This window comes from Komagataeibacter sucrofermentans DSM 15973, assembly GCF_040581405.1.
In the GTDB taxonomy this organism is placed as follows: Bacteria; Pseudomonadota; Alphaproteobacteria; order Acetobacterales; family Acetobacteraceae; genus Komagataeibacter; species Komagataeibacter sucrofermentans.
Genome location: NZ_CP137157.1, coordinates 848,781 through 867,574, shown reverse-complemented (window position 1 = coordinate 867,574; position 18,794 = coordinate 848,781). Strand labels below are relative to the sequence as shown.

The following is an 18,794-nucleotide window of genomic DNA, read 5'->3' as shown; positions in this document are numbered from 1 at the left end:
TTAGTCAGGCTTTTTGACAGCACCAGGCCGCCTGCCCGCGCTTGCAGGCAGGTGACCCAGGGTGTGTCAGGCCACGGCGGCCTTCTTTTCCTGAACGCGCAGGATGCGGCGCTTCACCGTCATGGCTTCCGGCGTCAGCTTGCGGTTCGGGGTGGACAGCAGGAACGAGTCCAGCCCGCCATTGTGCTCGACCGTGCGCAGCCCGTTGGTGGTCATGCGCAGGGGAACGGCCGTGCCGAGAATATCGGACAGCAGCGAGGTTTCCTGCAGGTTGGGCAGGAAACGACGACGGGACTTGTTGTTGGCGTGGCTGACGTTGTTGCCCGTCAGCACGCCCTTGCCTGTGATCTGGCAGCGGCGAGACATTTTATCATCCTCGGATATAACTTTGGCCGAGGCATAAATGCCCGGCAAGGATCGTCTAGATTAGGCGCGGCTTATCGCCAAACCACCGCCATCCGTCAAGATGCATAAGCATGATTCGGCATATTTTGTATGCGAAAGGGCTGAAACGGCTCCGTTCCAGCCCTTTCGTGGCCCTGAGGCCTCAGGCCGCGCCGCCTTCATGGTCGGGGTGCAGTTCGCCCGCCTGCACGCTGTGCAGCGCGTTTTCAAGCAGGCCCTGCATGGCCTCGCGCCCCATGGTGCGCGACAGCAGGCCCAGCGAGCCGCCCAGCAGGGCGGAGGCAATGGCCATGGGCGGCAGGTTTTCGCCCAGCATGTATTCGATGGCCTTGTCCACCACCGCGCCGCAATGGCTCAGCTCGGGGGGGATGGCGTCGCCTTCGGGGGGCGGGTTGGTCTTGTCCGTCATGTCACGGCTCCTTTTCGCGTTATCCCTGATATGTACCGCCTTGCCGCGCCTGACCAGTGCGGGGCGGTCATGCAAGGGGTCACAAGCCCGCGTGAGGGGCGTCACCCGCGCTCGGCATCTTCCTCCGCCTGGGCGGCCCACATGCCTGCATAAAGGCCGCCCCGCTCGAGCAGGGCGCGATGCGTGCCGCGCTCGAGGATCTGGCCGTGGCCCATCACAAGGATTTCATCCACATCCACGATGGTGGAGAGCCGGTGGGCGATGATGAGCGTGGTGCGGTTGGCCGCGACCGCGCGCAGGGCGGTCTGGATCTCGTGCTCGGTGCCGGTGTCAAGCGCGCTTGTCGCCTCATCGAGCAGCAGCACGCGCGGGTTCTTGAGAATGGTGCGGGCAATGGCCACGCGCTGCTTCTCGCCACCCGAGAGCTTGAGCCCCCGCTCGCCCACCCTCGTGGCGTAGCCTTCGGGCAGGCTCATGATGAAGTCATGGATGCAGGCCAGACGCGCCGCCTGCTCCACCTCCGCCTGCGTGGCCCCGAGGCGGCCATAGGCGATGTTGTAGCCGATGGTATCGTTGAACAGGATGGTATCCTGCGGCACCACGCCAATGGCTCCGCGCAGGGCCGCCTGCGTGTAGTCGCGGATGTCATGCCCATCGACCATGATGCGGCCTGCCGTCACATCATAAAAACGGAACAGCAGGCGGCTGATGGTGGATTTGCCCGCCCCTGTCGGCCCCACGATGGCCACCCGGTGGCCCGCGGGCACATGAAAGCTGATGCCGCGCAGGATCTCGCGGTCGGGGCGGTAGCTGAACTGCACGTCCTCGAAGCGGATATCGGCGGCGGGCGCTTCATCAAGCCGCGCGGGCAGGACTAGGGCGCTTGCGGAATCGGTAATGTCGGCGCGTTCATCCATCAGGCCGAACATGTGCTCGAGGTCGACCAGGGAATTGCGCAGCGAGGAATACACGCTGCCCAGAAAGTTGAGCGGCAGGTAAAGCTGCATGAGGTAGGTATTGACCAGCACGAAGTGCCCCACCGTCATGCGGCCTGCCTCAACATCGCGCCCGGCCATGAGCATGACCGCGATCAGGGCCACGGCAATGATCGCCGCCTGCCCGAAATTGAGCCCGTTGAGCGAAATCTGGGTGCGGATGGCCGCCTGCTCGTAACGGCGCTGGGCATCCTCGTAGCGCTTGCGCTCATGGTCCTCGTTGCCGAAATACTTGACGGTCTCGTAGTTGAGCAGGCTGTCGAGCGCCTTCCAGCTCGCCTCGCTGTTGATCTCGTTCATCTGGCGGCGCAGGCCGATGCGCCATGAGGTGAACTTGATGGTAAACGCCACATACGCCGCCACCGCCGCGAGCATCACCACCGCGTAGCGCCAGTCAAACAGCCGCCAGATCACGATGATGACCATCAGCGCCTCGATCAGCGTGGGCACCACGTTGAACACGCCCACGCGCAGCAGCGTCTCGATGGCTTCCGTGCCGCGCGCGATGGCCCGCGTCACCCCGCCCGACTGCCGGTTGAGGTGAAAGCGCAGCGAAAGCTGGTGCATGTGCGTAAAGCTCTGCATGGCCGCAACGCGGCTGATGCGGTAGCGCAGCGGGGCGAACAGGGCATCACGCAACTCACCCAGGCCCGCCGCCGCCATGCGCAGCAGGCCATACCCCACGATCAGCAGGAGCGGCATCATGGCAACGCCCCCCGCATGGGGCTGGAGTGCGTCGATCACGCGGCTGTAGGCATAGGGCACGCCAATGGTGGCCACCTTGGCCGCGACCAGCAGCGCGCACACCCCCACCACGCGCAGGCGGGTGCGCGGGTCATGACGGGGCCACAGATAGGGTAACAGGCCGCGCAGGGTGGCGGCGGCGGAGCGCTCCGGCATATCGGGCCGGGCCGTGGGGGAAACAGCCATAGCCATCGCATGTGGCACACGCCGCCTGTTTTGCAACCCATATTCCCATGCGCCGCCATGCCATGGCTGGCATTGTCAGGCTGGGGGGCAGCCGTTATGCCAGCCTCAACCCGAAGGACAGGGATGAAACATGTCACGCAGCCTTGAAGGTTTCTTTCGTCATATCGCCGCCTGCAATACGGCGTTGCTGCCCGGCGGGCGGCTGGAGTTCCGGCTGGGGGATGCCGCCGCGGGCTGGGTGCAGCCCGCCCTGCTGCCAGTGCTGCTTGCACACGGCATGACCCATGCGGGCAATACCGTCACCCTCGCCAACCCCGCGCGGCTCGAAGCCATTGGCGAGGCCATGGCCCAGGCAGGCGTCTATCGCTCACACCATGAACTGTTCGATGTCTGGACCGACATGGCCCAGCCCCCCGTGGCCCGCATCGACCGGGGCGCGCTGCCGCTGTTTGGCCTGATGGCCGCGGGCGTGCACCTCAACGGCCTCGTACGCCTGCCCCAGGGGCTGCATCTGTGGATCGCGCGGCGTTCCATGACCAAGCGGCTCGACCCCGGCAAGCTCGACCACCTCGTGGCAGGCGGCATACCGGCGGGCCATACGGCGGCCGAAGCCCTGTTCAAGGAAGCGGCGGAGGAAGCCAGCCTGCCCGCCGAACTGGTGCAGCGCGCCCGCCCCACCGCCGATATCCGCTATGCGCTAGACCGGCCCGAGGGGCTGCGCCGCGACGTGCTGCACTGTTTTGAGCTGGAACTGCCGCCTGACTTCGTGCCCACCCCTGCCGACGGCGAGGTGGAGGAATTCCGCCTGATCCCGATCGAGGAAGCCTATACGCTGGTGCGTGACACGGATGCGTTCAAGTTCAACGTCAACCTCGTGCTGATCGACCTGTTCCTGCGCACGGGAATGATTGACGCCACCAGCCCCGAAGGCCAGCGCCTGCGCGAAGGCCTGACCGGTTGGCACGCTCCCCGCTCCGCCTGAACCCCTGCCCGAGGACCATGCGATGACCACGCCCCCCATTGCCCGCCAGATCCCCCACGCCATCACGCAGCTTGGCCGCACCCGGCATGATGAATATGCGTGGATGAAGGACGATAACTGGCAGGAGGTGCTGCGCGACCCCACGCTCCTGCGCCCCGACATTGCCGATCACCTGCGGGCGGAAAATGCCTATACGCAGTCCGTCCTGTCCGGCACGGACGCGTTGCAGGCCCGCCTCGTGGCCGAGATGAAGGGGCGCATGCAGGCGGATGACACCTATCCGCCCAGCCCGCATGGCCCCTACAGCTACCAGACCAGCTACACGGCAGGCGCGCAGTATCCGGTCTATAAACGCTACCCCACAGCCACCCCGGCGGCGGAAGAAGTGCTTCTGGACGTGAATGACGCGGCCAGGGGGCATGAATATTACGCCGTCGCCGCCGCCGCCCACAGCCCCGACCACAGCCTGTTCGCCCATGCGGAGGACACGCAGGGCTCGGAAATCTACCGCATCCACATCCGCAGGCTGAGCGGTGACGGCGCGCCCCTGCCCCCGGTCGAGAACTGTAGCGGGGCGTTTGTGTTTTCGCCCGACAGCACCTTCCTGTTCTGGGTCTGGCGCGACAGCCATGGCCGCCCGGCCCGCGTCTATCGCCGCCGCATTGGCGAGGACCACGACACGCTGGTGTATGAAGAAGCCGATCCCGGCTTTTTCGTGGGCGTGGAGGCCACGCGCTCGGGCGGGTGGATCATCATTTCCAGCGGCAATCATGACACATCCGAGTCCTGGCTCATTCCCGGCCATGACCCGCAGGCCGCCCCAGGCTGCGCAAGCGTGCGCGAGACGGGCCTCATGTACGGGCTGTACCATCAGGGCACGGATTTCATCATCCTGACCAATGCCGATGGCGCGTATGACTTCAAGCTCATGACCACGCCCGACACGGCGCCCGCGCGCGCCAACTGGCGCGACCTCGTGCCCCATGAGCCGGGCCGCTACATTACGGAGTGCATGGTGTGGTCGGGCCACCTGGCCTGGCGCGAGCGCCGTGACGCCAATACGCGCATCGTCATCCGCAGCGTGGACGGCACGACCGAGGCCCTCGAGCCTGATGAAGCCGCCTATGACCTGACACTGGTAGGTGGCTACGAATACGACACCACCGAACTGCGCTACGTCTACCAGTCCCCCACCACCCCGCGCACATGGCATGCGCGTGACATGGCAAGCGGGGCCGAGACCCTGCTCAAGCAGCAGGAGGTGCCGTCAGGCCACGACCCGGCGCAGTACCGCTGCTGGCGGCTCATGGCCCATGCCCCTGATGGCGAGCTGGTGCCAATTACGGTGCTGGGCCGCCACGACACGCCCATCAATGGCGCGGCCCCGCTGCTGCTCTATGGCTACGGCGCCTATGGCCATGCCATCGACCCGGTCTTTTCCACCCGCACGCTCAGCCTTGTCGATCGGGGCTGGTTTTACGCCATCGCCCATGTGCGCGGTGGCTCGGAAAAGGGCTGGAACTGGTTTCTTGGCGGGCGCGGGCGCAACAAGCCCAACACGTTCAGTGATTTCATCGCCTGTGCCGAAACCCTCGTGGCCGAAGGCTTTGGCGCCGCGGGCCGCATCGTGGCCGATGGACGTTCCGCTGGCGGAATGGTAATGGGAGCCATCGCCAACATGCGGCCCGACCTGTTTGCGGGCATCGTGGCCGTGGTGCCGTTTGTGGATGAACTCAACACCATGTCCGACGCATCGCTGCCGCTGACACCGCCGGAATGGCCTGAATGGGGCAACCCTGTGGAAGATGCGGCAGCCTATGACCTGATTGCCAGTTACGCCGCCTATGAGCAGATAGCCCCCCGCGCCTACCCCGCCATTCTGGCCATGGGCGGCCTGACCGACCCGCGTGTGACCTACTGGGAGCCCGCCAAATGGGTAGCCCGCCTGCGCGCGCATAACCGCTCGGCCCGGCCCATCATGCTGCGCACCAATATGGAGGCCGGGCACAGGGGGGCCACGGGGCGCTTCGACTCCCTCAAGGAAGCGGCGCTGATCCACGCTTTTGCCCTGTGGGCGATTGAAACCGCACCCGCCCGGCAGGATTAATGTCTTTCCGCACACGGGCGCGTTAGCATAAGTAGCCCCATACAGCAGAGCCAGCACATCCCAGAGGAACAAGAATGACGGAGCCCCACAACGCGGATCAGGATGGCTTTCCCGCCCCCATGACGGGGCGTGAGGTCGATCCCTCCACGATGCGAACCTTCCGTTCATTCCGCGAGACCCAGCGCACGCAGCGCATCGCGCGCGCGGTGCTGGCGCTGTTTTTCGTGCTGCTTGGGCTTTATACGGTGCGCGGCTTCCTGCCCTCGCTCATATGGGGCTGCGTGTTTGCCATCGCCTCCTGGCCGCTTTACGCGCGGGCGCGGCGGCGATGGAACGGGCGGGCGCATAAAACACTGCTGCCGCTGCTGTTTACGCTGGCCATCGCCTTCATCTTCATCGGGCCGCTCGCGCTGTTCGGGCTGGAGGCGGGGCGCGAGGCGGAAGGCGTGCTGCGCTTCCTCAACGAGGCCCGCCATGCCGGCATTCCCGTGCCACAGTGGCTCAATCACCTGCCCTATGGGCAGCGGGCGATCACCGCCCTGTGGAACGAGCACCTGAAGAACCCGGCGGATGTGTCCGCCCTGCTCGGCTCGATGAATATCGGGCAGAGCGTCAAGGTCACGCAGCAGCTTGGCTCGCAGGTGCTGCACCGGGTGCTGCTGTTCGCCTTTGCCATCCTCACGCTGTTTTTCCTGCTCAAGGATGGCGATTCCGTCATTCGCCAGTCGCTCAATGTCTCGCGCCGCGCCTTTGGCAAGCGGGGCGAGCGGATCGCGCTGCAGATGATCGCCTCTGTGCATGGCTCGGTGTCGGGGCTGGTGCTCGTCGGCATTGGCGAAGGCATGCTGATGGCCGTGGCCTATCTGGTCGCGGGCGCGCCGCATCCCTTCCTGTTCGGGGTGGTGACGGCCATTGCCGCCATGATCCCGTTCTGCGCGTTCATCGCCATCAGCGCCGTTGCCCTCATGCTGCTCATCAAGACCGGCGCGCTGTTCGGCGCCATGGCCATCATCCTGCTGGGCATGGCCGTGATCTTTCTGGCCGACCACCTCGTGCGCCCTGCCCTGATTGGCGGCTCGACGCAGCTCCCCTTCCTGTGGGTGCTGGCGGGCATACTTGGCGGGGCTGAAAGCTGGAGCCTGCTTGGCCTGTTCATGGGGCCTGCCATCATGGCGGTGTTGCACATGCTGTGGCTGAACTGGAGCCGGGCCCGCTACTAGCGGCCGGTCCTGTCAGGCGCCAGATACAAAAAAAGCACCCTTTGCAGGATGCTTTGCTTGCTTGGTCTTTTTATCGCAGACAGGGATATCGGGCAGGCGGGATTCGAACCCACGACCCCCAGTCCCCCAGACTGATGCGCTACCAGGCTGCGCTACTGCCCGCCTGTCTGCGATGCGCAGGGTGTAGCAGCCGATAGGGGGGACTGCAACCCATGTAATGAACCAAAACGAAAAAAAATGCCCTGATCAGACCGGCACCATCTGCCGCAGGGCCTGCAGTTCAACCAGCACGCCGCGCAGGCTGTCGCGCAGCACCGTATTTTCCGCCTGGAGGCGCTCAACCTCGATCATGACAATCTGCTCAAGCGGCGGCTGTTCCGGCTCGTCCACAGGCGCCTGCGCTACTGTCTCCGCAATGCTTTCGGGCTCCGGGGCCGTCTCCACCACCACGGTTGCCGCGGCTTCCTCCGCCAGGGGCGCTTCAGGCGCGGGCGGGGCCACCGTGGGGGGCTCTTCACAGGCCACGACGGTTTCCACCACTTCCTCGATCACCGTCACCTGCATGGTGTTCGTTGCCGTCTCGGTCGCGGGGGCGGCTTCTACCGGCATGTCCTGAACCACAGGGGCCTGCGCCACGGGTGGTTCGGCAGGCGGGGTTACGGCCTGGCCTTCGGATTCGGGGGCGGTCAGAGCCTCGCGCGCCAGTTCGGCCTGCGCCTGCGCCACCGACAGCTTGCGCACGTAAAGCAGATCGGCAATCTCGCGCAGCACGGTTATGTCCTGCGGGCGGTAGTAGCGCCGCCCTACCGGCCCACGCAGCGGCTGAAGCTGCGGAAAGCTGGCCTCCCACATGCGCATGACATGCTGCGCAAGCCCAAGCTCGCGCGCGACCTCATAGATCGGCAGGCAGTCCGTGCCTGGCTCGACCGTGCTGCTCGGAGAGTGCTCCGTGGTCATTCATCGTCTCCTTCCGGCGGGGCCTGCCCGGCGGACTGTCCGTTGACATGGGCACGAAGCAACTGACTGGGGCGAAACACCAGAACCGAGCGTGGCAGAATCGGCACTTCCACGCCGGTTTTGGGGTTGCGGCCCGTGCGCTGCCCCTTCTGCCGGACAGAAAACGTGCCAAAACCGCTTATTTTGAGGGTATCGCCAGCCTCAAGGGTCCGTGCCATCCGCTCAAGGATATCTTCCAGAATATCGGCGGATTCATGGCGGGACAGGCCGACCTGATCGTATATGTGTTCTGCCAGAGTGGCGCGCGTGACGGTGCTCATGCGTAAACGTTATGCATGCGCGTAGGCATCGTCAATTGAATGTCGTAAGCCTGCGCGCTGTTTGTTGCGCGTCCGTTTCAATGTGGTACCGAAACGACATTACAGCCGCGCCAGCGCCGAACCCCATGTCAGGCCACCACCCAGCGCTTCCATCAGCACCAGATCGCCCTTGTTGATGCGCCCGTCGCGCACGGCCTCGTTCAGGGCCAGCGGGATGGAAGCGGCAGAGGTATTGGCATGCCGGTCCACCGTCACCACCACGCGCTCCGGCGGCAGGGCCAGCTTGCGGGCCACGCCATCAATAATGCGCAGGTTGGCCTGGTGCGGCACCAGCCAGTTCACGTCCGCATGGGTCAGGCCATTGGCGGCCAGCGCCTCATCCACCGAGGAAGACAGCTTGCCCACCGCATGGCGGAACACTTCGCGCCCGTTCATGCGCAGGTGGGCGGGCTTGTCATGCTGGCCCGTTGCGCCATCCACGAACAGCAGGTCGCCATAACGGCCATCTGAGTGGAGATGGGTGGACAGGATGCCAGCATTTCCCGCCGCATCATCCGTGCTGGTCACGAACACCGCCCCTGCCCCGTCGCCAAACAGCACGTAGGTGCCCCGGTCTGATTTATCGAGGATGCGGGAATAGACTTCGCTGCCAATCACCAGCGCCGAACGCGCCTGCCCGCTGCGAATGAGCGAATCGGCCATGGACAGTGCATAGATGAAGCCCGAACACGCGGCGGCAAGGTCAAAGCCAAAGCCGCCCGTCATGCCCAGTTCGGCCTGCACCCGCACGGCGGTGGAGGGAAAGGCCTGGTCGGGCGTGCTGGTCGCGACAATGACGGCATCGACATCAGCGGGCGTGGCCCCTGCATAGTCCAGCGCCTGCCGGGCAGCCTGCGCCGCCATGGAAACGGCGGTATCACCCTCGCCCGCCATATGGCGCTGGGCAATTCCCGTGCGGGCGCGAATCCATTCATCCGATGTATCGAGCCAGGTGGCCAGTTCATCGTTGGTAACGATCCGCTCGGGCAGGTAACCGCCAAAACCGGACAGAAGCGAGCGTTTCGCCGTCATGCCTGTTTTTCCACCACTATCATTTCATATGCACGGGTGGGCGCAGGCGGAGCATGCCCGCTGCCCCCACACCGGCTGTTATTGCCGCATCAGGATGCAGGGACCGTCTGCGACGGGTCGGACGCCTTGACGGCGGTCAGGCTTTCCATGTGCCCGAGGCGCTCGCGGATACTGTCGGTAAAGCGGTGGGTGACCATGTCCATCGCCACGTCAACCGCCGCGGCAAAGCCTTCGGCATCCGTGCCGCCATGCGACTTGACCACAACCCCGTTCAGCCCCACGAACACCGCGCCATTATAGCGGCGCGGGTCGAGCCATTCCTTCATCCGCTCAAGCCCGGGACGCACCAGCAGGTAGCCAATCCGGCCCAGCAGGCTGGAGGTAAAGACCTGCCGCAGCAGCGTAAACGCCATTTTCAGCGCGCCCTCGCCCGTTTTCAGCGCGACATTGCCGGTAAAGCCGTCCGTCACCACCACATCGGTCGTGCCGGCGGTGATGTCGTGGCCTTCAACAAAGCCGTGGAACTGGCGGGCAAGCGAACTGTTGCGCAACACTTCAGCCGCCTGGCGCAGGCGCTCGTCACCCTTGAGTTCCTCGGAGCCGACATTGAGCAGCCCGATGGTGGGCGCGGGCAGGCCGAGCACCGCCTTGGCGAAGGCCTCGCCCATGATGGCGAACTCGACAAGGTTGCGCCAGTCGCACGAGACGTTGGCGCCAAGGTCGAGCATGACCACATCGCCCCGCGTGGTGGGGCTGATGGCGGCCATGGCCGGGCGGGTAATGCCGGGAAGGGTTTTGACCACGATCTTGGCCAGCGCCAGCATCGCGCCGCTGTTGCCAGCGGAAACGACGCCCTGCGCCTCACCCTGTGATACTGCATCCATGGCCAGCCGCATGGAGGAATCGCGCACGCGCAGGGCTGCGGTGGGCTTCATGTCCATGGGGATGGCCGAATTGGCCGGACGGATCGTGCAGATGGCGGCCGCGCGCGGATGGCGGGCCAGAAGGCCGGACAACGTCGCCTCATCACCAACCAGAAGAATTCTGGCTGAAGGATGTCGGTCTGCCGCAATCGCCAGTCCGGCCACTACAACTTCCGGACCACCATCCCCGCCCATGCCATCAATGGCAAGGGTGTAGGGCCCAGTCTCGGAAAAGGAGGAACCTGTCTCGCTCATGCTCGTCTTGTGCCGGGTAAGAAAGGAACGCGCAAGATCGGGGAATACACTTTGAAAAGATTACATTCCCCGCGCGACCCGGACAGGACGGCCCGAGGCCAGCCCGCCGACGCGACCAAACAGGGCCGCGCCGTTACCGGGTAATGACGCCTGTAGCGTCGTGTTATCAGGCGCGGACCGCCGTCTTCAGCGCCTTGCCGGCGGAAGCGACTTCGCGGCCATCATAGTGCCCGCAGTGGCTGCAGACATGATGCGGGCGCTTGAGTTCGCCACAGTTGGAGCATTCCGCATGCGCCGGAACACTCAGCGCAGCGTGGCTGCGACGCATGCCACGACGGGACGGCGAGGTTTTTCTCTTGGGTACAGCCATGGGCCCGGGCCCCTCCGATCTGGATCACAACCGGCAGGCACACCCTCGTGGCGATACACCGGTCAGTTATCAATAATTGAGGGGGGCGCTCTAGCAGACCATTTGCACTTGCACAAGGGATTATGTGCAAGGCTCATGGCGAGACACCCCCGCTCGCGCCTCTCCTTTGCGTCAGTTCTGCTTTTTTTTCAACTCAGCCAGAGCGGAAAAAGGCTGCCTGCGCGTGGTTTCTTCCGGAACACCCTCTTCCGTGCCCGCAAATTCGGCCGGAATTTCGCAGCCGGGCTTGTGCGGATAGGGATCGAGCGCCAGCGAAACTTCCTCCGCCGCGAGTTCGCCAAGGTCGATGGTGTCGCGCTCGTAGGGCACTTCATCGATCGAGAACGGGTCAACCTCGTCGTCCTCCCGGAAACGCGCGGCAGGGATGCAGCGCACGGTGAACGATTCTGCCATGACATCCTCGAACGGCTCGAGGCTGACCACGCATTCCTGCGTGACATGGGCGGTCAGCCAGCCCTCGGCCAGCACCTCCCCGTCCTGCCCCGGCTTGAGCCGGTAGCGGCATGACAGGTTGCGCAGGCCGGGAATGCCGAAACGGCGGGCGAGTGCGCGACATTCGGTGTCCCTTGCCTCGATCACCGTTTCCATGCCCTGGACCGGGATGCGGCCCACGGCAAGCGGGCGGGAAAATTCTGCATCCATCTCGTCTTAACTCCTGCACATGTGACCACGGGGGGCGCCCGTGTTGCGATGATGGTAAAAATATGGGGCTGGCGGGGTGTTTTTCCACCACCAGGGCGATCTGTGATTGACTTCATTTACCCGATGGGGCACCGGAAAGACGAACCGCATATGCGCACTGCCCTATTTCAGGATATTTTCCCGACCATGAGGTCACCCAAGGACAACCAGCCCCGCTCCCGTTCATTACGCGTGTTTTCGTGCGCTGTCATCGGGGCGGGGATTGCGCTGTCCGGATGCAGCCTTTTCAAGCCAAGCACCATGCAGCGCGGTTCGCTCGTCGAGGCGGATGACTACAACAAGCTCAAGGTTGGCGAGACCTCACGCTCGGACGTGATGGATGCCCTCGGCTCCCCCACCGGCCATGCCACGTTTGATGACAATACATGGCTCTATGTTTCCATGAAGCAGGTGCTGGCTCCCATCAGCTTCCCGCAGATCAAGAAGCAGGAAGTGGTGGTGCTGACCTTTGACCAGGAGGGCGTGCTGCGCAGCCTGCGCACGCTGCACAAGGATGACGCCCGCTACGTGACCATGATGCCGGGCAGGACCCCCACGCCGGGCACCAAGATCAACATCATGCAGCAGATCCTGGGCAATGTGGGCCGCTACAACCCGCTCAGCCAGATGAGCAGCACCTATGGCGGCAGCACCGGCCCCATGAACAGCATGAACGGTGGCCCCGGCCATGGTGGCGCGGGCAACACCCTGCCCTGACGCCACGACCCGCCTGGCCACGCTCAGGCTGGCAGCTCGATCCTGACCCGCGCGCCGCCCAGCGGCCCGGTCTCCAGCCCGATATGGCCACCATGGGCGTGAATGATGTCACGCGCTATGGCCAGGCCAAGGCCCGTGCCCCCTTCCTTGTCGCTCTCGAAGGCACGGAACACGCTCTCGCGCCGGGCTTCCTCCACCCCGCAGCCGTTATCATCAACATACACGAACACCTGCTTGCGCCCGCGCTCGGCTGAAAGCTCGATACGGGTGGCGTGATGCCGCGCGTTTTCCACCACGTTGTTCAGCACGCGGCGCAGGGCATTGCTGCGCCCGGTAATGGTCAGGTCTGGCGGATTGACGAACCCGATGCTCGCCCGCGCGCCCACGCGGCGCAGGGCGGTAACGCTCTCCTCGAACAGATCCTCCACCCGGATGACCGAGGGCGTTTCCGCCCCTTCCCCGCGCGCAAACGACAGATACCCCTCGATCATGTGTTCCATCTCCACAATATCACCGATCATGTCAGTAATATCGGGCTGAAGATCCTCCGCACGGATCATGCCGGTGCGCGGGAACATGGCCAGTGAAAGCCGCAGGCGGGTGAGCGGCGTGCGCAGGTCATGCGAGACTCCGGCAAGCACGGTGGTGCGCTGTTCCACAAAACGGTTGATGCGGTCGCGCATGCGGTTGAAGGCAACGGCGGCCTTGCGGATTTCCTGTGCGCCTTCGGGCACGATGGGCACCGTATCGCGCCCGAGCCCGAACAGTTCCGCCGCCCGCGCCAGCCTGCGGATGGCACGCACCTGATTGCGCATGAACAGCGCTGCGATCAGGAACAGAAGCAGCGCGCTGCCCGAGGCCCATGCCACGAACAGCCACACCGGCGCCACGTCCAGCCGCTTGCGCAATGCCACCACCTGCAGCACGCCAATGGGGGTCTGCACCAGGATCATGACGCGGCGGTGGGCCTTTTTCCAGTCAACGAAGGTGGGCCAGCGCACGCTGGCCTCCAGGTCGCGCGCCAGATCCTCGTCAATGGGGCCGAGCACGTGGTTCGAGCCGCGCCTTTGCAGGCTCCCCCCCTCATGCAGGGTCATGACCAGCCCTGCCCTGCGGCCTGCATCTTCCAGAATCCACTTGCGATCAGCAGGGGAAGGATAGCGCTCGAGCATGTCCAGCGTCATGGCAATGGTGGTGGCCATGTCGCCTGACAGGCGGCGCGAGACGATCTGCAGGTAGTTGCCGTAAAACAGTTCAAGCGAGATGGCCTGCGTGGTCAGCAGCGGGATGAACCCGATCAGCAGCATCCGCCCCAGCAGGGAGCGCGGCAGGATGCGACGCGCCAGCCGCCCCCGCCACCGCCGCCAGCCTGTGGGGGCTTCGGGCGCGTATTCAGCGCCGGGTGCGGATTCCATGCCCATGGCTTTCCCTCTCCAGACACAAAAAAACCGGCCTCTTTGCAGAAGCCGGTTTTTTGTGGGTCATAACCCGTATTCCGATACGCGAAGGATTAGAAGCCTTCACGCTCGAGGCGCTTGCGCTCCATCTTGCGGGCACGACGCACGGCCTCGGCTGCCTCGCGCGCCTTGCGCTCGGACGGCTTTTCATAGTGGCGACGCAGCTTCATTTCGCGGAAGATGCCTTCGCGCTGCATTTTCTTCTTGAGGGCCTTGAGGGCCTGATCAACATTGTTGTCACGAACGAGAACCTGCACTGGGTCGTCAACTCCTGATCTGCCATCCGGTATGGATGATCCATGAAACTGAAACTTGGGGAACGTCCGCCCGAGGCCATTCCCTTCGTGCGATTCCCAAACGGGCCGCACCTATATCACACTCGCGCCGCGCAACACAAATCATTCCCGCATATAAACCCGCATGAATTTTGGTGCTGCGCTTTACGCGCCAACGCTGTCATATACATGTTCTGCAAAACAGGAAGGCCTTTCGCCGCATGACGCTGCTCAAGATCGCCCGCATGGGCCATCCGGTGCTGCTGCAACCAACGCAGCCGGTGGCCGATACGCAGGCGCCCGCCATCCGCACGCTGGTGGCCGACATGATCGAGACGATGCTCGACGCAGGGGGCGCGGGACTCGCGGCGCCACAGGTGCATTACGGGCTGGCGCTGTTCGTCTATCATGTGCCGCTGGCGCGCAGCACGGGCGAGGATGACCCGCCGCGCCCGCCTTCCGCCCTGATCAACCCCGTGCTGGAGCCGGTGGGCGATGAGATGGTGGACCGGCTGGAGGGCTGCCTGTCCATTCCCGGCCTGCGCGGGTGGGTGCCGCGCCATGCCCGCGTGGCCTATAGCGGGCTGGATGCGCACGGGCATGTGGTGCAGGGCGTTGCATCGGGCTTTCTCGCCAATGTATTGCAGCATGAATACGACCACCTAAACGGAATCCTCTACCCCATGCGCATGACCAACCTTGGCCGCATGGGCTTTGACAGCGAAATGGCCCGTTATGGAGAGCGCCCATGAATCCTTCCGCCCTGGTCGCGCGCGCGGCGTCGTGCCTGCATCCGCCCGCGGTGCAACATTCACATCAAGGTGATGCGCTGCTCCGCCATTTCCTGGCCGATTCGCGCGCGGGCAGCCACGCCTGGACCCCAGAACTCTTGCTGCAATGCGCCGGGCCGGATTCGGACCTGCTCTTTCCCGGTGGCATGGCGGAACTGGCCGAAGCCTGCTTCGACCTGATGGACCGCGACATGCTGGACCATGCCCACACCTTTCGCAGCCGCAAGATCAGCCGCCGGGTGCGCGCGGCCATCCTGTTTCGGCTGGAACGCGCAGCCCCCCACCGCGCGGCCATAAGGCAGGCGCTGGCGGTGCTGATGGTGCCCACCCATGCCCGCAGCCTGGCCCATGTGCTGGGCCGCAGCGTCAATGCGATATGGGATGCGGCGGGCGATACCTCCACCGGCTTCACCTACATGACCAAGCGGCTGAGCCTGAGCGGGGTCTATGTCGCCACCCTGCTATTCTGGCTCACGCGCGGGGGCAACCCGGCCTCGGTGGAGGAATTCCTTGACCGCAGGCTTGCCGAGATCGGGCGCATCACCCGCCTGCGCAACCGGCTGACCGGCCGCATCGCCTGACGGTCACCCGCCTGCCATGACCACCCCGCCCCGGCCACCTGCCGCGCGCCCTGCCCCTGTGGCGGGCGCGGGCGTGGAACTTCTGTTCCTGCGCGATGAGGACATGCGCCAGGCGCAGGAACTGCTCCTGCTGGCCTGCCGCGCCTTTGGCAACGTGATCGACCCCGCCCTGCAGGAATACGGGCTGGGCCACGCCCATTACCGCATCATGCAGACCGTGGCGCTGCAGCCGGGCATTGCCGTGGGCGCGCTGCTTGATGTGCTGGGCATAACCAAGCAGAGCATGAGCCGCACGCTGGGCGAACTGGTGGCCCACGGCCTGCTGCGCCACGAAACCACGCCACAGGACCGCAGGCGGCGCTGCCTGTACCTGAGCGCGCGCGGGGCGGAGATTGAAAACCGGCTTTTTTCGCTGCAACGTGAAGTGCTGCTACGGGTGTACCGCAACGCGGGTGGCCGGGCGGTTGACGGTTTTCGCCGCGTGATGCGCGGCCTGATAGACGAATCGACCATACCCGGCGTATCCACCGATGCCTTTCACCCTCCTGACCGGAGTTCTTCATGATCCAGACGGCCTGCGATTCCGCCCTCCCCCGCGACAGCATGATCATGGATGCCCATGTGGTGGTGGTGGATGACGACCCCCGCCTGCGCCGCCTGCTGCACCGTTACCTCAGCGAGCAGGGCTTTCGGGTCAGCGCCGCGTGCTCGGCGCAGGAGGCGCGGCAGGTGCTGGGCTTCATGCAGCCCGATGCGCTGGTGCTCGACATTACCATGCCGGGGGAAAACGGGCTGGAACTGACCCGCGAACTGCGGCGCGACAACCTGAACTTTCCCATCCTGCTGCTCACCGCGCGCGGCGAGCCCGAAGACCGGATCATTGGCCTCGAAGCCGGAGCCGATGACTATCTGGCCAAGCCGTTCGAGCCGCGCGAGCTGCTGCTGCGGCTCAAGGCGCATCTGCGCCGCTTCGTGCCGCCCGCACCAAGCAGCAACCTGCGCATCGTGCGGCTTGGCGACCTGGAGTTCGATCCCGTGCGGGGGCTTCTGTCGAATGCGGAGGGAATCGTGCACCTGACGGGCGGCGAATCGGCGCTGCTTTCGGTGCTGGCCCGCCACCCCAACGAGATCCTGTCGCGCACCGCCATCGCCACCACGCTCGACATGGAAGAAATTGGTGAACGCGCGGTGGATGTGCAGGTGACCCGCCTGCGCCGCCGCATCGAGCCCGACCCCAAGGAGCCGCGCTTCTTGCAGACCGTGCGCGGCAAGGGCTACGTGCTCAAGCCGGGGTTGTAAAAAAGATAAATGTTTTTGGGTGCCGTCTTTTTTTCAAAAAGGCGGCATTCTTTGAAGCTTTTTGAAAAAAGGCTGCACCAAAAACTTTCAGTCGTTTTTTTTGCGCACAGGCATAAAAAAGCCCGGCATGAACACCATGCCGGGCTTTTCGGTAAGGGGCGTCAATCAGCCAGCCTTGTTCAGCCGTGCCAGCTCTTCCACCACGGCGGCGCCCATGCCTGTCGTATTCACTTCCGTCTTGCCCGCGCTCATGATGTCGGGCGTACGCAGCCCACGATCCAGCACGTTGGAAACCGCCTGCTCGATCAGGGTGGCATCGTCCTGCATGTCGAACGAATAGCGCAGCAGCATGGCAAACGAGAGGATCTGCGCCAGCGGGTTGGCCTTGCCCTGCCCCGCAATGTCGGGCGCGCTGCCATGAATCGGCTCATACAGCGCAGGCATACGGCCATCCTCGCCCTTGGCGCCCAGCGTGGCCGAAGGCAGCATGCCCAGGCTGCCGGTCAGCATCGAGGCCAGGTCGGACAGCAGGTCGCCAAACAGGTTGCCAGTCACGATCACATCAAACTGGCGCGGGTTGCGCACAAGCTGCATGGCGCAGTTATCGGCCAGCATGTGGGTCAGCTGCACATCGGGGTATTCGCGCGCATGCAGGTCGGTCACGACCTCTTTCCACAGCAGGCCGCTTTCCATCACGTTGCATTTCTCGACCGAGCACACGCGGTTATCGCGCTTGCGGGCAAGTTCAAATGCCACACGGGCCACGCGCTCGATTTCCGGCGTGGTGTAAACCTCGGTGTTGATGCCGCGGCGCGTGCCATCAGCCAAGGTCTCGATGCCGCGCGGATTACCGAAATAGATGCCGCCCACCGTCTCGCGCACGATCATGATATCGAGGCCGCGCACCACGTCGGGCCTGAGCGTGCTGGCATCGGCCAGTGAATCGAACACCTTGGCCGGGCGCAGGTTGGCGAACAGGCCAAGCTCCTGACGCAGCTTGAGAATCGCGATCTCCGGCCTGCGGTCAAACCCGGCAGAAGCCCATTTGGGGTCACCCACCGAGCCGAACAGCACCGCATCCGCCGCCCGTGCCGCATCGATCACTTCCTGCGTAATCGGCTGGCCATGCACCGCAAGCGATGCGCCGCCCACGAGGTCGTCGCTCACATCAAAGCGGATGCCGCGTGCCTGCGCCATCCAGTCCATGATGCGACGGACTTCGTTCATGATCTCGGGGCCAATGCCATCGCCAGGCAGGATCAGGAGCTTCTTGGGTGCGGACATGACGTTTCCCATCCGTTAAATCGGTTTGTTAAATGCTCTTTGCCGTGCGGCTGCGGGCGGCAGGAACCGCCCGGCCCGCTCAGTCCAGCACGATACGCGGAATCCACGGCTGCGCCTGCGCACGGCGCTCCTCAAAGGTGGTGATTTCCTTCTCGTGCTGCAGCGTCTGGCCAATATCGTCCAGCCCTTCGAGCAGCAGCTTCTTGCGCAGCGGATCAACCTTGAACGGCACCTCGGTACCATCAGGGCGCACCACCACCTGCCGGGGCAGGTCGATGGTCAGACGCGCATTGCCGCCCATGCGGGCATCTTCCATCAGCCGTTCGCAGACATCATGCGGCAGCACGATGGGCAGGATGCCATTCTTGAAGCAGTTGTTGTGGAAGATATCGGCGAATGACGGCGCAATCACGCAGCGGATGCCAAAATCCAGCAGCGCCCACGGTGCATGCTCGCGTGAGGAGCCACAGCCAAGATTGTCATACGTAATCAGGATCTGCGCCTTGCGGTAAGGCTCCTGATTGAGCACGAAATCCGGGTTTTCTGATCCATCCTCGCGGTAGCGCATGCTGTCAAACGCATGCACGCCAAGGCCGGTGCGCTTGGTGGTCTTGAGAAAGCGCGCGGGAATGATCTTGTCGGTGTCGATGTTTTCCTCGGGCAGCGGGGCCGCCACGGCCGACAGAACAGTGAATTTATCCATTT

The 18,794-nt window shown here is 64.4% G+C and carries 21 protein-coding genes and 1 tRNA gene; 8 read left to right on the top strand and 14 right to left on the bottom strand.

The annotated features are described in order from the left end of the window. Positions 1–66: 66 nt before the first annotated feature. The 3 genes from rpmB to R5N89_RS04105 all read right to left on the bottom strand — a co-directional run bounded on the left by rpmB (position 67) and on the right by R5N89_RS04105 (position 2,739). Complete coding sequence (gene rpmB, locus R5N89_RS04115; protein WP_061272153.1) at positions 67–366, bottom strand: 50S ribosomal protein L28; 300 nt, start codon at positions 364–366, stop codon at positions 67–69. A gap of 181 nt (positions 367–547) precedes the next feature. Next, positions 548–814 (bottom strand): hypothetical protein, encoded by a 267-nt coding sequence (locus R5N89_RS04110; protein WP_110568853.1) that lies wholly within the window; start codon positions 812–814, stop codon positions 548–550. A gap of 101 nt (positions 815–915) precedes the next feature. Continuing rightward, positions 916–2,739, bottom strand: coding sequence for an ABC transporter ATP-binding protein/permease (locus tag R5N89_RS04105; RefSeq protein ID WP_208624668.1), 1,824 nt, complete (start codon positions 2,737–2,739; stop codon positions 916–918). Positions 2,740–2,869: 130 nt separating this feature from the next. Here R5N89_RS04105 and R5N89_RS04100 point away from each other — a divergent pair, with 130 nt between their 5' ends. The 3 genes from R5N89_RS04100 (at position 2,870) to R5N89_RS04090 (ending at position 7,048) form a co-directional block, all read left to right on the top strand. Next, positions 2,870–3,721, top strand: coding sequence for an NUDIX hydrolase family protein (locus tag R5N89_RS04100; protein ID WP_110568855.1), 852 nt, complete (start codon positions 2,870–2,872; stop codon positions 3,719–3,721). 22 nt (positions 3,722–3,743) lie between these two features. After that, complete coding sequence (locus R5N89_RS04095; RefSeq protein WP_110568856.1) at positions 3,744–5,828, top strand: S9 family peptidase; 2,085 nt, start codon at positions 3,744–3,746, stop codon at positions 5,826–5,828. 74 nt (positions 5,829–5,902) lie between these two features. Next, a complete protein-coding gene (locus R5N89_RS04090; protein WP_110568857.1) occupies positions 5,903–7,048 on the top strand; it encodes an AI-2E family transporter in 1,146 nt (381 codons plus the stop codon). Positions 7,049–7,136: 88 nt separating this feature from the next. Here the strand turns inward: R5N89_RS04090 and R5N89_RS04085 are convergent. The 7 genes from R5N89_RS04085 to R5N89_RS04055 form a co-directional block, all read right to left on the bottom strand. Continuing rightward, positions 7,137–7,210, bottom strand: a tRNA-Pro gene (locus tag R5N89_RS04085). A gap of 84 nt (positions 7,211–7,294) precedes the next feature. After that, entirely contained in the window at positions 7,295–8,005 is a 711-nt protein-coding gene (locus R5N89_RS04080) for a MerR family transcriptional regulator (protein ID WP_110568858.1), read from the bottom strand. Then, positions 8,002–8,325, bottom strand: coding sequence for an integration host factor subunit alpha (locus R5N89_RS04075; protein ID WP_110568859.1), 324 nt, complete (start codon positions 8,323–8,325; stop codon positions 8,002–8,004). Before R5N89_RS04075 ends, R5N89_RS04080 begins: the two co-directional genes overlap by 4 nt. Positions 8,326–8,424: 99 nt before the next feature. Next, a complete protein-coding gene (locus R5N89_RS04070; RefSeq protein WP_110568860.1) occupies positions 8,425–9,396 on the bottom strand; it encodes a beta-ketoacyl-ACP synthase III in 972 nt (323 codons plus the stop codon). Between the two features lie 89 nt (positions 9,397–9,485). After that, positions 9,486–10,574: a phosphate acyltransferase PlsX gene (plsX, locus tag R5N89_RS04065; protein ID WP_110568861.1), complete on the bottom strand. Its 1,089-nt coding sequence runs from the start codon at positions 10,572–10,574 to the stop codon at positions 9,486–9,488. Positions 10,575–10,740: 166 nt separating this feature from the next. Then, positions 10,741–10,944 carry a 50S ribosomal protein L32 gene (gene rpmF, locus R5N89_RS04060; RefSeq protein ID WP_010506434.1) on the bottom strand — a complete coding sequence of 68 codons (204 nt, stop codon included), beginning with the start codon at positions 10,942–10,944 and terminating at the stop codon, positions 10,741–10,743. Between the two features lie 171 nt (positions 10,945–11,115). Continuing rightward, positions 11,116–11,646, bottom strand: coding sequence for a DUF177 domain-containing protein (locus tag R5N89_RS04055; RefSeq protein ID WP_110568862.1), 531 nt, complete (start codon positions 11,644–11,646; stop codon positions 11,116–11,118). Positions 11,647–11,832: 186 nt separating this feature from the next. Here R5N89_RS04055 and R5N89_RS04050 point away from each other — a divergent pair, with 186 nt between their 5' ends. Beyond that, entirely contained in the window at positions 11,833–12,402 is a 570-nt protein-coding gene (locus R5N89_RS04050) for an outer membrane protein assembly factor BamE (RefSeq protein WP_110568863.1), read from the top strand. Positions 12,403–12,425: 23 nt separating this feature from the next. Here the strand turns inward: R5N89_RS04050 and R5N89_RS04045 are convergent, their stop codons facing one another. Then, positions 12,426–13,823, bottom strand: coding sequence for a HAMP domain-containing sensor histidine kinase (locus tag R5N89_RS04045; protein WP_373320393.1), 1,398 nt, complete (start codon positions 13,821–13,823; stop codon positions 12,426–12,428). Between the two features lie 89 nt (positions 13,824–13,912). Beyond that, positions 13,913–14,116 carry a 30S ribosomal protein S21 gene (rpsU, locus tag R5N89_RS04040; protein ID WP_010506446.1) on the bottom strand — a complete coding sequence of 68 codons (204 nt, stop codon included), beginning with the start codon at positions 14,114–14,116 and terminating at the stop codon, positions 13,913–13,915. 239 nt (positions 14,117–14,355) lie between these two features. On the opposite strand from rpsU, the gene def reads away from it, so the two are divergent. Genes def through R5N89_RS04020 form a run of 4 tightly spaced genes read left to right on the top strand, consistent with a single transcriptional unit; the run spans position 14,356 to position 16,805 of the window. Beyond that, entirely contained in the window at positions 14,356–14,886 is a 531-nt protein-coding gene (def, locus tag R5N89_RS04035) for a peptide deformylase (RefSeq protein WP_110568864.1), read from the top strand. After that, positions 14,883–15,506 (top strand): COQ9 family protein, encoded by a 624-nt coding sequence (locus tag R5N89_RS04030; protein ID WP_110568865.1) that lies wholly within the window; start codon positions 14,883–14,885, stop codon positions 15,504–15,506. The genes def and R5N89_RS04030 overlap by 4 nt, the downstream gene beginning before the upstream one ends. Positions 15,507–15,522: 16 nt before the next feature. Beyond that, on the top strand, positions 15,523–16,071 hold the full coding sequence (locus R5N89_RS04025) for a MarR family winged helix-turn-helix transcriptional regulator (protein ID WP_167400861.1): 549 nt from the start codon (positions 15,523–15,525) through the stop codon (positions 16,069–16,071). Further along, entirely contained in the window at positions 16,068–16,805 is a 738-nt protein-coding gene (locus R5N89_RS04020) for a response regulator (protein WP_061272125.1), read from the top strand. Before R5N89_RS04025 ends, R5N89_RS04020 begins: the two co-directional genes overlap by 4 nt. A 165-nt stretch (positions 16,806–16,970) precedes the next feature. Here the strand turns inward: R5N89_RS04020 and leuB are convergent, their stop codons facing one another. Then, positions 16,971–18,089: a 3-isopropylmalate dehydrogenase gene (gene leuB, locus R5N89_RS04015; RefSeq protein ID WP_110568866.1), complete on the bottom strand. Its 1,119-nt coding sequence runs from the start codon at positions 18,087–18,089 to the stop codon at positions 16,971–16,973. A gap of 79 nt (positions 18,090–18,168) precedes the next feature. Next, positions 18,169–18,792 carry a 3-isopropylmalate dehydratase small subunit gene (gene leuD, locus R5N89_RS04010; protein WP_110568867.1) on the bottom strand — a complete coding sequence of 208 codons (624 nt, stop codon included), beginning with the start codon at positions 18,790–18,792 and terminating at the stop codon, positions 18,169–18,171. Positions 18,793–18,794 lie beyond the last annotated feature (2 nt).

Excerpts from the sequence above, each read along its gene's own strand:
- R5N89_RS04055 (WP_110568862.1), bottom strand. The coding sequence starts at position 11,646 with ATGGATGCAGAATTTTCCCGCCCGCTTGCCGTGGGCCGCATCCCGGTC.
- R5N89_RS04110 (WP_110568853.1), bottom strand. The coding sequence starts at position 814 with ATGACGGACAAGACCAACCCGCCCCCCGAAGGCGACGCCATCCCCCCC.
- leuD (WP_110568867.1), bottom strand. The coding sequence starts at position 18,792 with ATGGATAAATTCACTGTTCTGTCGGCCGTGGCGGCCCCGCTGCCCGAG.
- leuB (WP_110568866.1), bottom strand. The coding sequence starts at position 18,089 with ATGTCCGCACCCAAGAAGCTCCTGATCCTGCCTGGCGATGGCATTGGC.
- rpmB (WP_061272153.1), bottom strand. The coding sequence starts at position 366 with ATGTCTCGCCGCTGCCAGATCACAGGCAAGGGCGTGCTGACGGGCAAC.
- R5N89_RS04020 (WP_061272125.1), top strand. The coding sequence starts at position 16,068 with ATGATCCAGACGGCCTGCGATTCCGCCCTCCCCCGCGACAGCATGATC.
- R5N89_RS04095 (WP_110568856.1), top strand. The coding sequence starts at position 3,744 with ATGACCACGCCCCCCATTGCCCGCCAGATCCCCCACGCCATCACGCAG.
- R5N89_RS04105 (WP_208624668.1), bottom strand. The coding sequence starts at position 2,739 with ATGGCTGTTTCCCCCACGGCCCGGCCCGATATGCCGGAGCGCTCCGCC.
- plsX (WP_110568861.1), bottom strand. The coding sequence starts at position 10,574 with ATGAGCGAGACAGGTTCCTCCTTTTCCGAGACTGGGCCCTACACCCTT.
- rpmF (WP_010506434.1), bottom strand. The coding sequence starts at position 10,944 with ATGGCTGTACCCAAGAGAAAAACCTCGCCGTCCCGTCGTGGCATGCGT.
- R5N89_RS04080 (WP_110568858.1), bottom strand. The coding sequence starts at position 8,005 with ATGACCACGGAGCACTCTCCGAGCAGCACGGTCGAGCCAGGCACGGAC.
- R5N89_RS04045 (WP_373320393.1), bottom strand. The coding sequence starts at position 13,823 with ATGGGCATGGAATCCGCACCCGGCGCTGAATACGCGCCCGAAGCCCCC.
- R5N89_RS04070 (WP_110568860.1), bottom strand. The coding sequence starts at position 9,396 with ATGACGGCGAAACGCTCGCTTCTGTCCGGTTTTGGCGGTTACCTGCCC.
- R5N89_RS04050 (WP_110568863.1), top strand. The coding sequence starts at position 11,833 with ATGAGGTCACCCAAGGACAACCAGCCCCGCTCCCGTTCATTACGCGTG.
- R5N89_RS04100 (WP_110568855.1), top strand. The coding sequence starts at position 2,870 with ATGTCACGCAGCCTTGAAGGTTTCTTTCGTCATATCGCCGCCTGCAAT.
- R5N89_RS04030 (WP_110568865.1), top strand. The coding sequence starts at position 14,883 with ATGAATCCTTCCGCCCTGGTCGCGCGCGCGGCGTCGTGCCTGCATCCG.
- def (WP_110568864.1), top strand. The coding sequence starts at position 14,356 with ATGACGCTGCTCAAGATCGCCCGCATGGGCCATCCGGTGCTGCTGCAA.
- R5N89_RS04075 (WP_110568859.1), bottom strand. The coding sequence starts at position 8,325 with ATGAGCACCGTCACGCGCGCCACTCTGGCAGAACACATATACGATCAG.
- R5N89_RS04090 (WP_110568857.1), top strand. The coding sequence starts at position 5,903 with ATGACGGAGCCCCACAACGCGGATCAGGATGGCTTTCCCGCCCCCATG.
- R5N89_RS04025 (WP_167400861.1), top strand. The coding sequence starts at position 15,523 with ATGACCACCCCGCCCCGGCCACCTGCCGCGCGCCCTGCCCCTGTGGCG.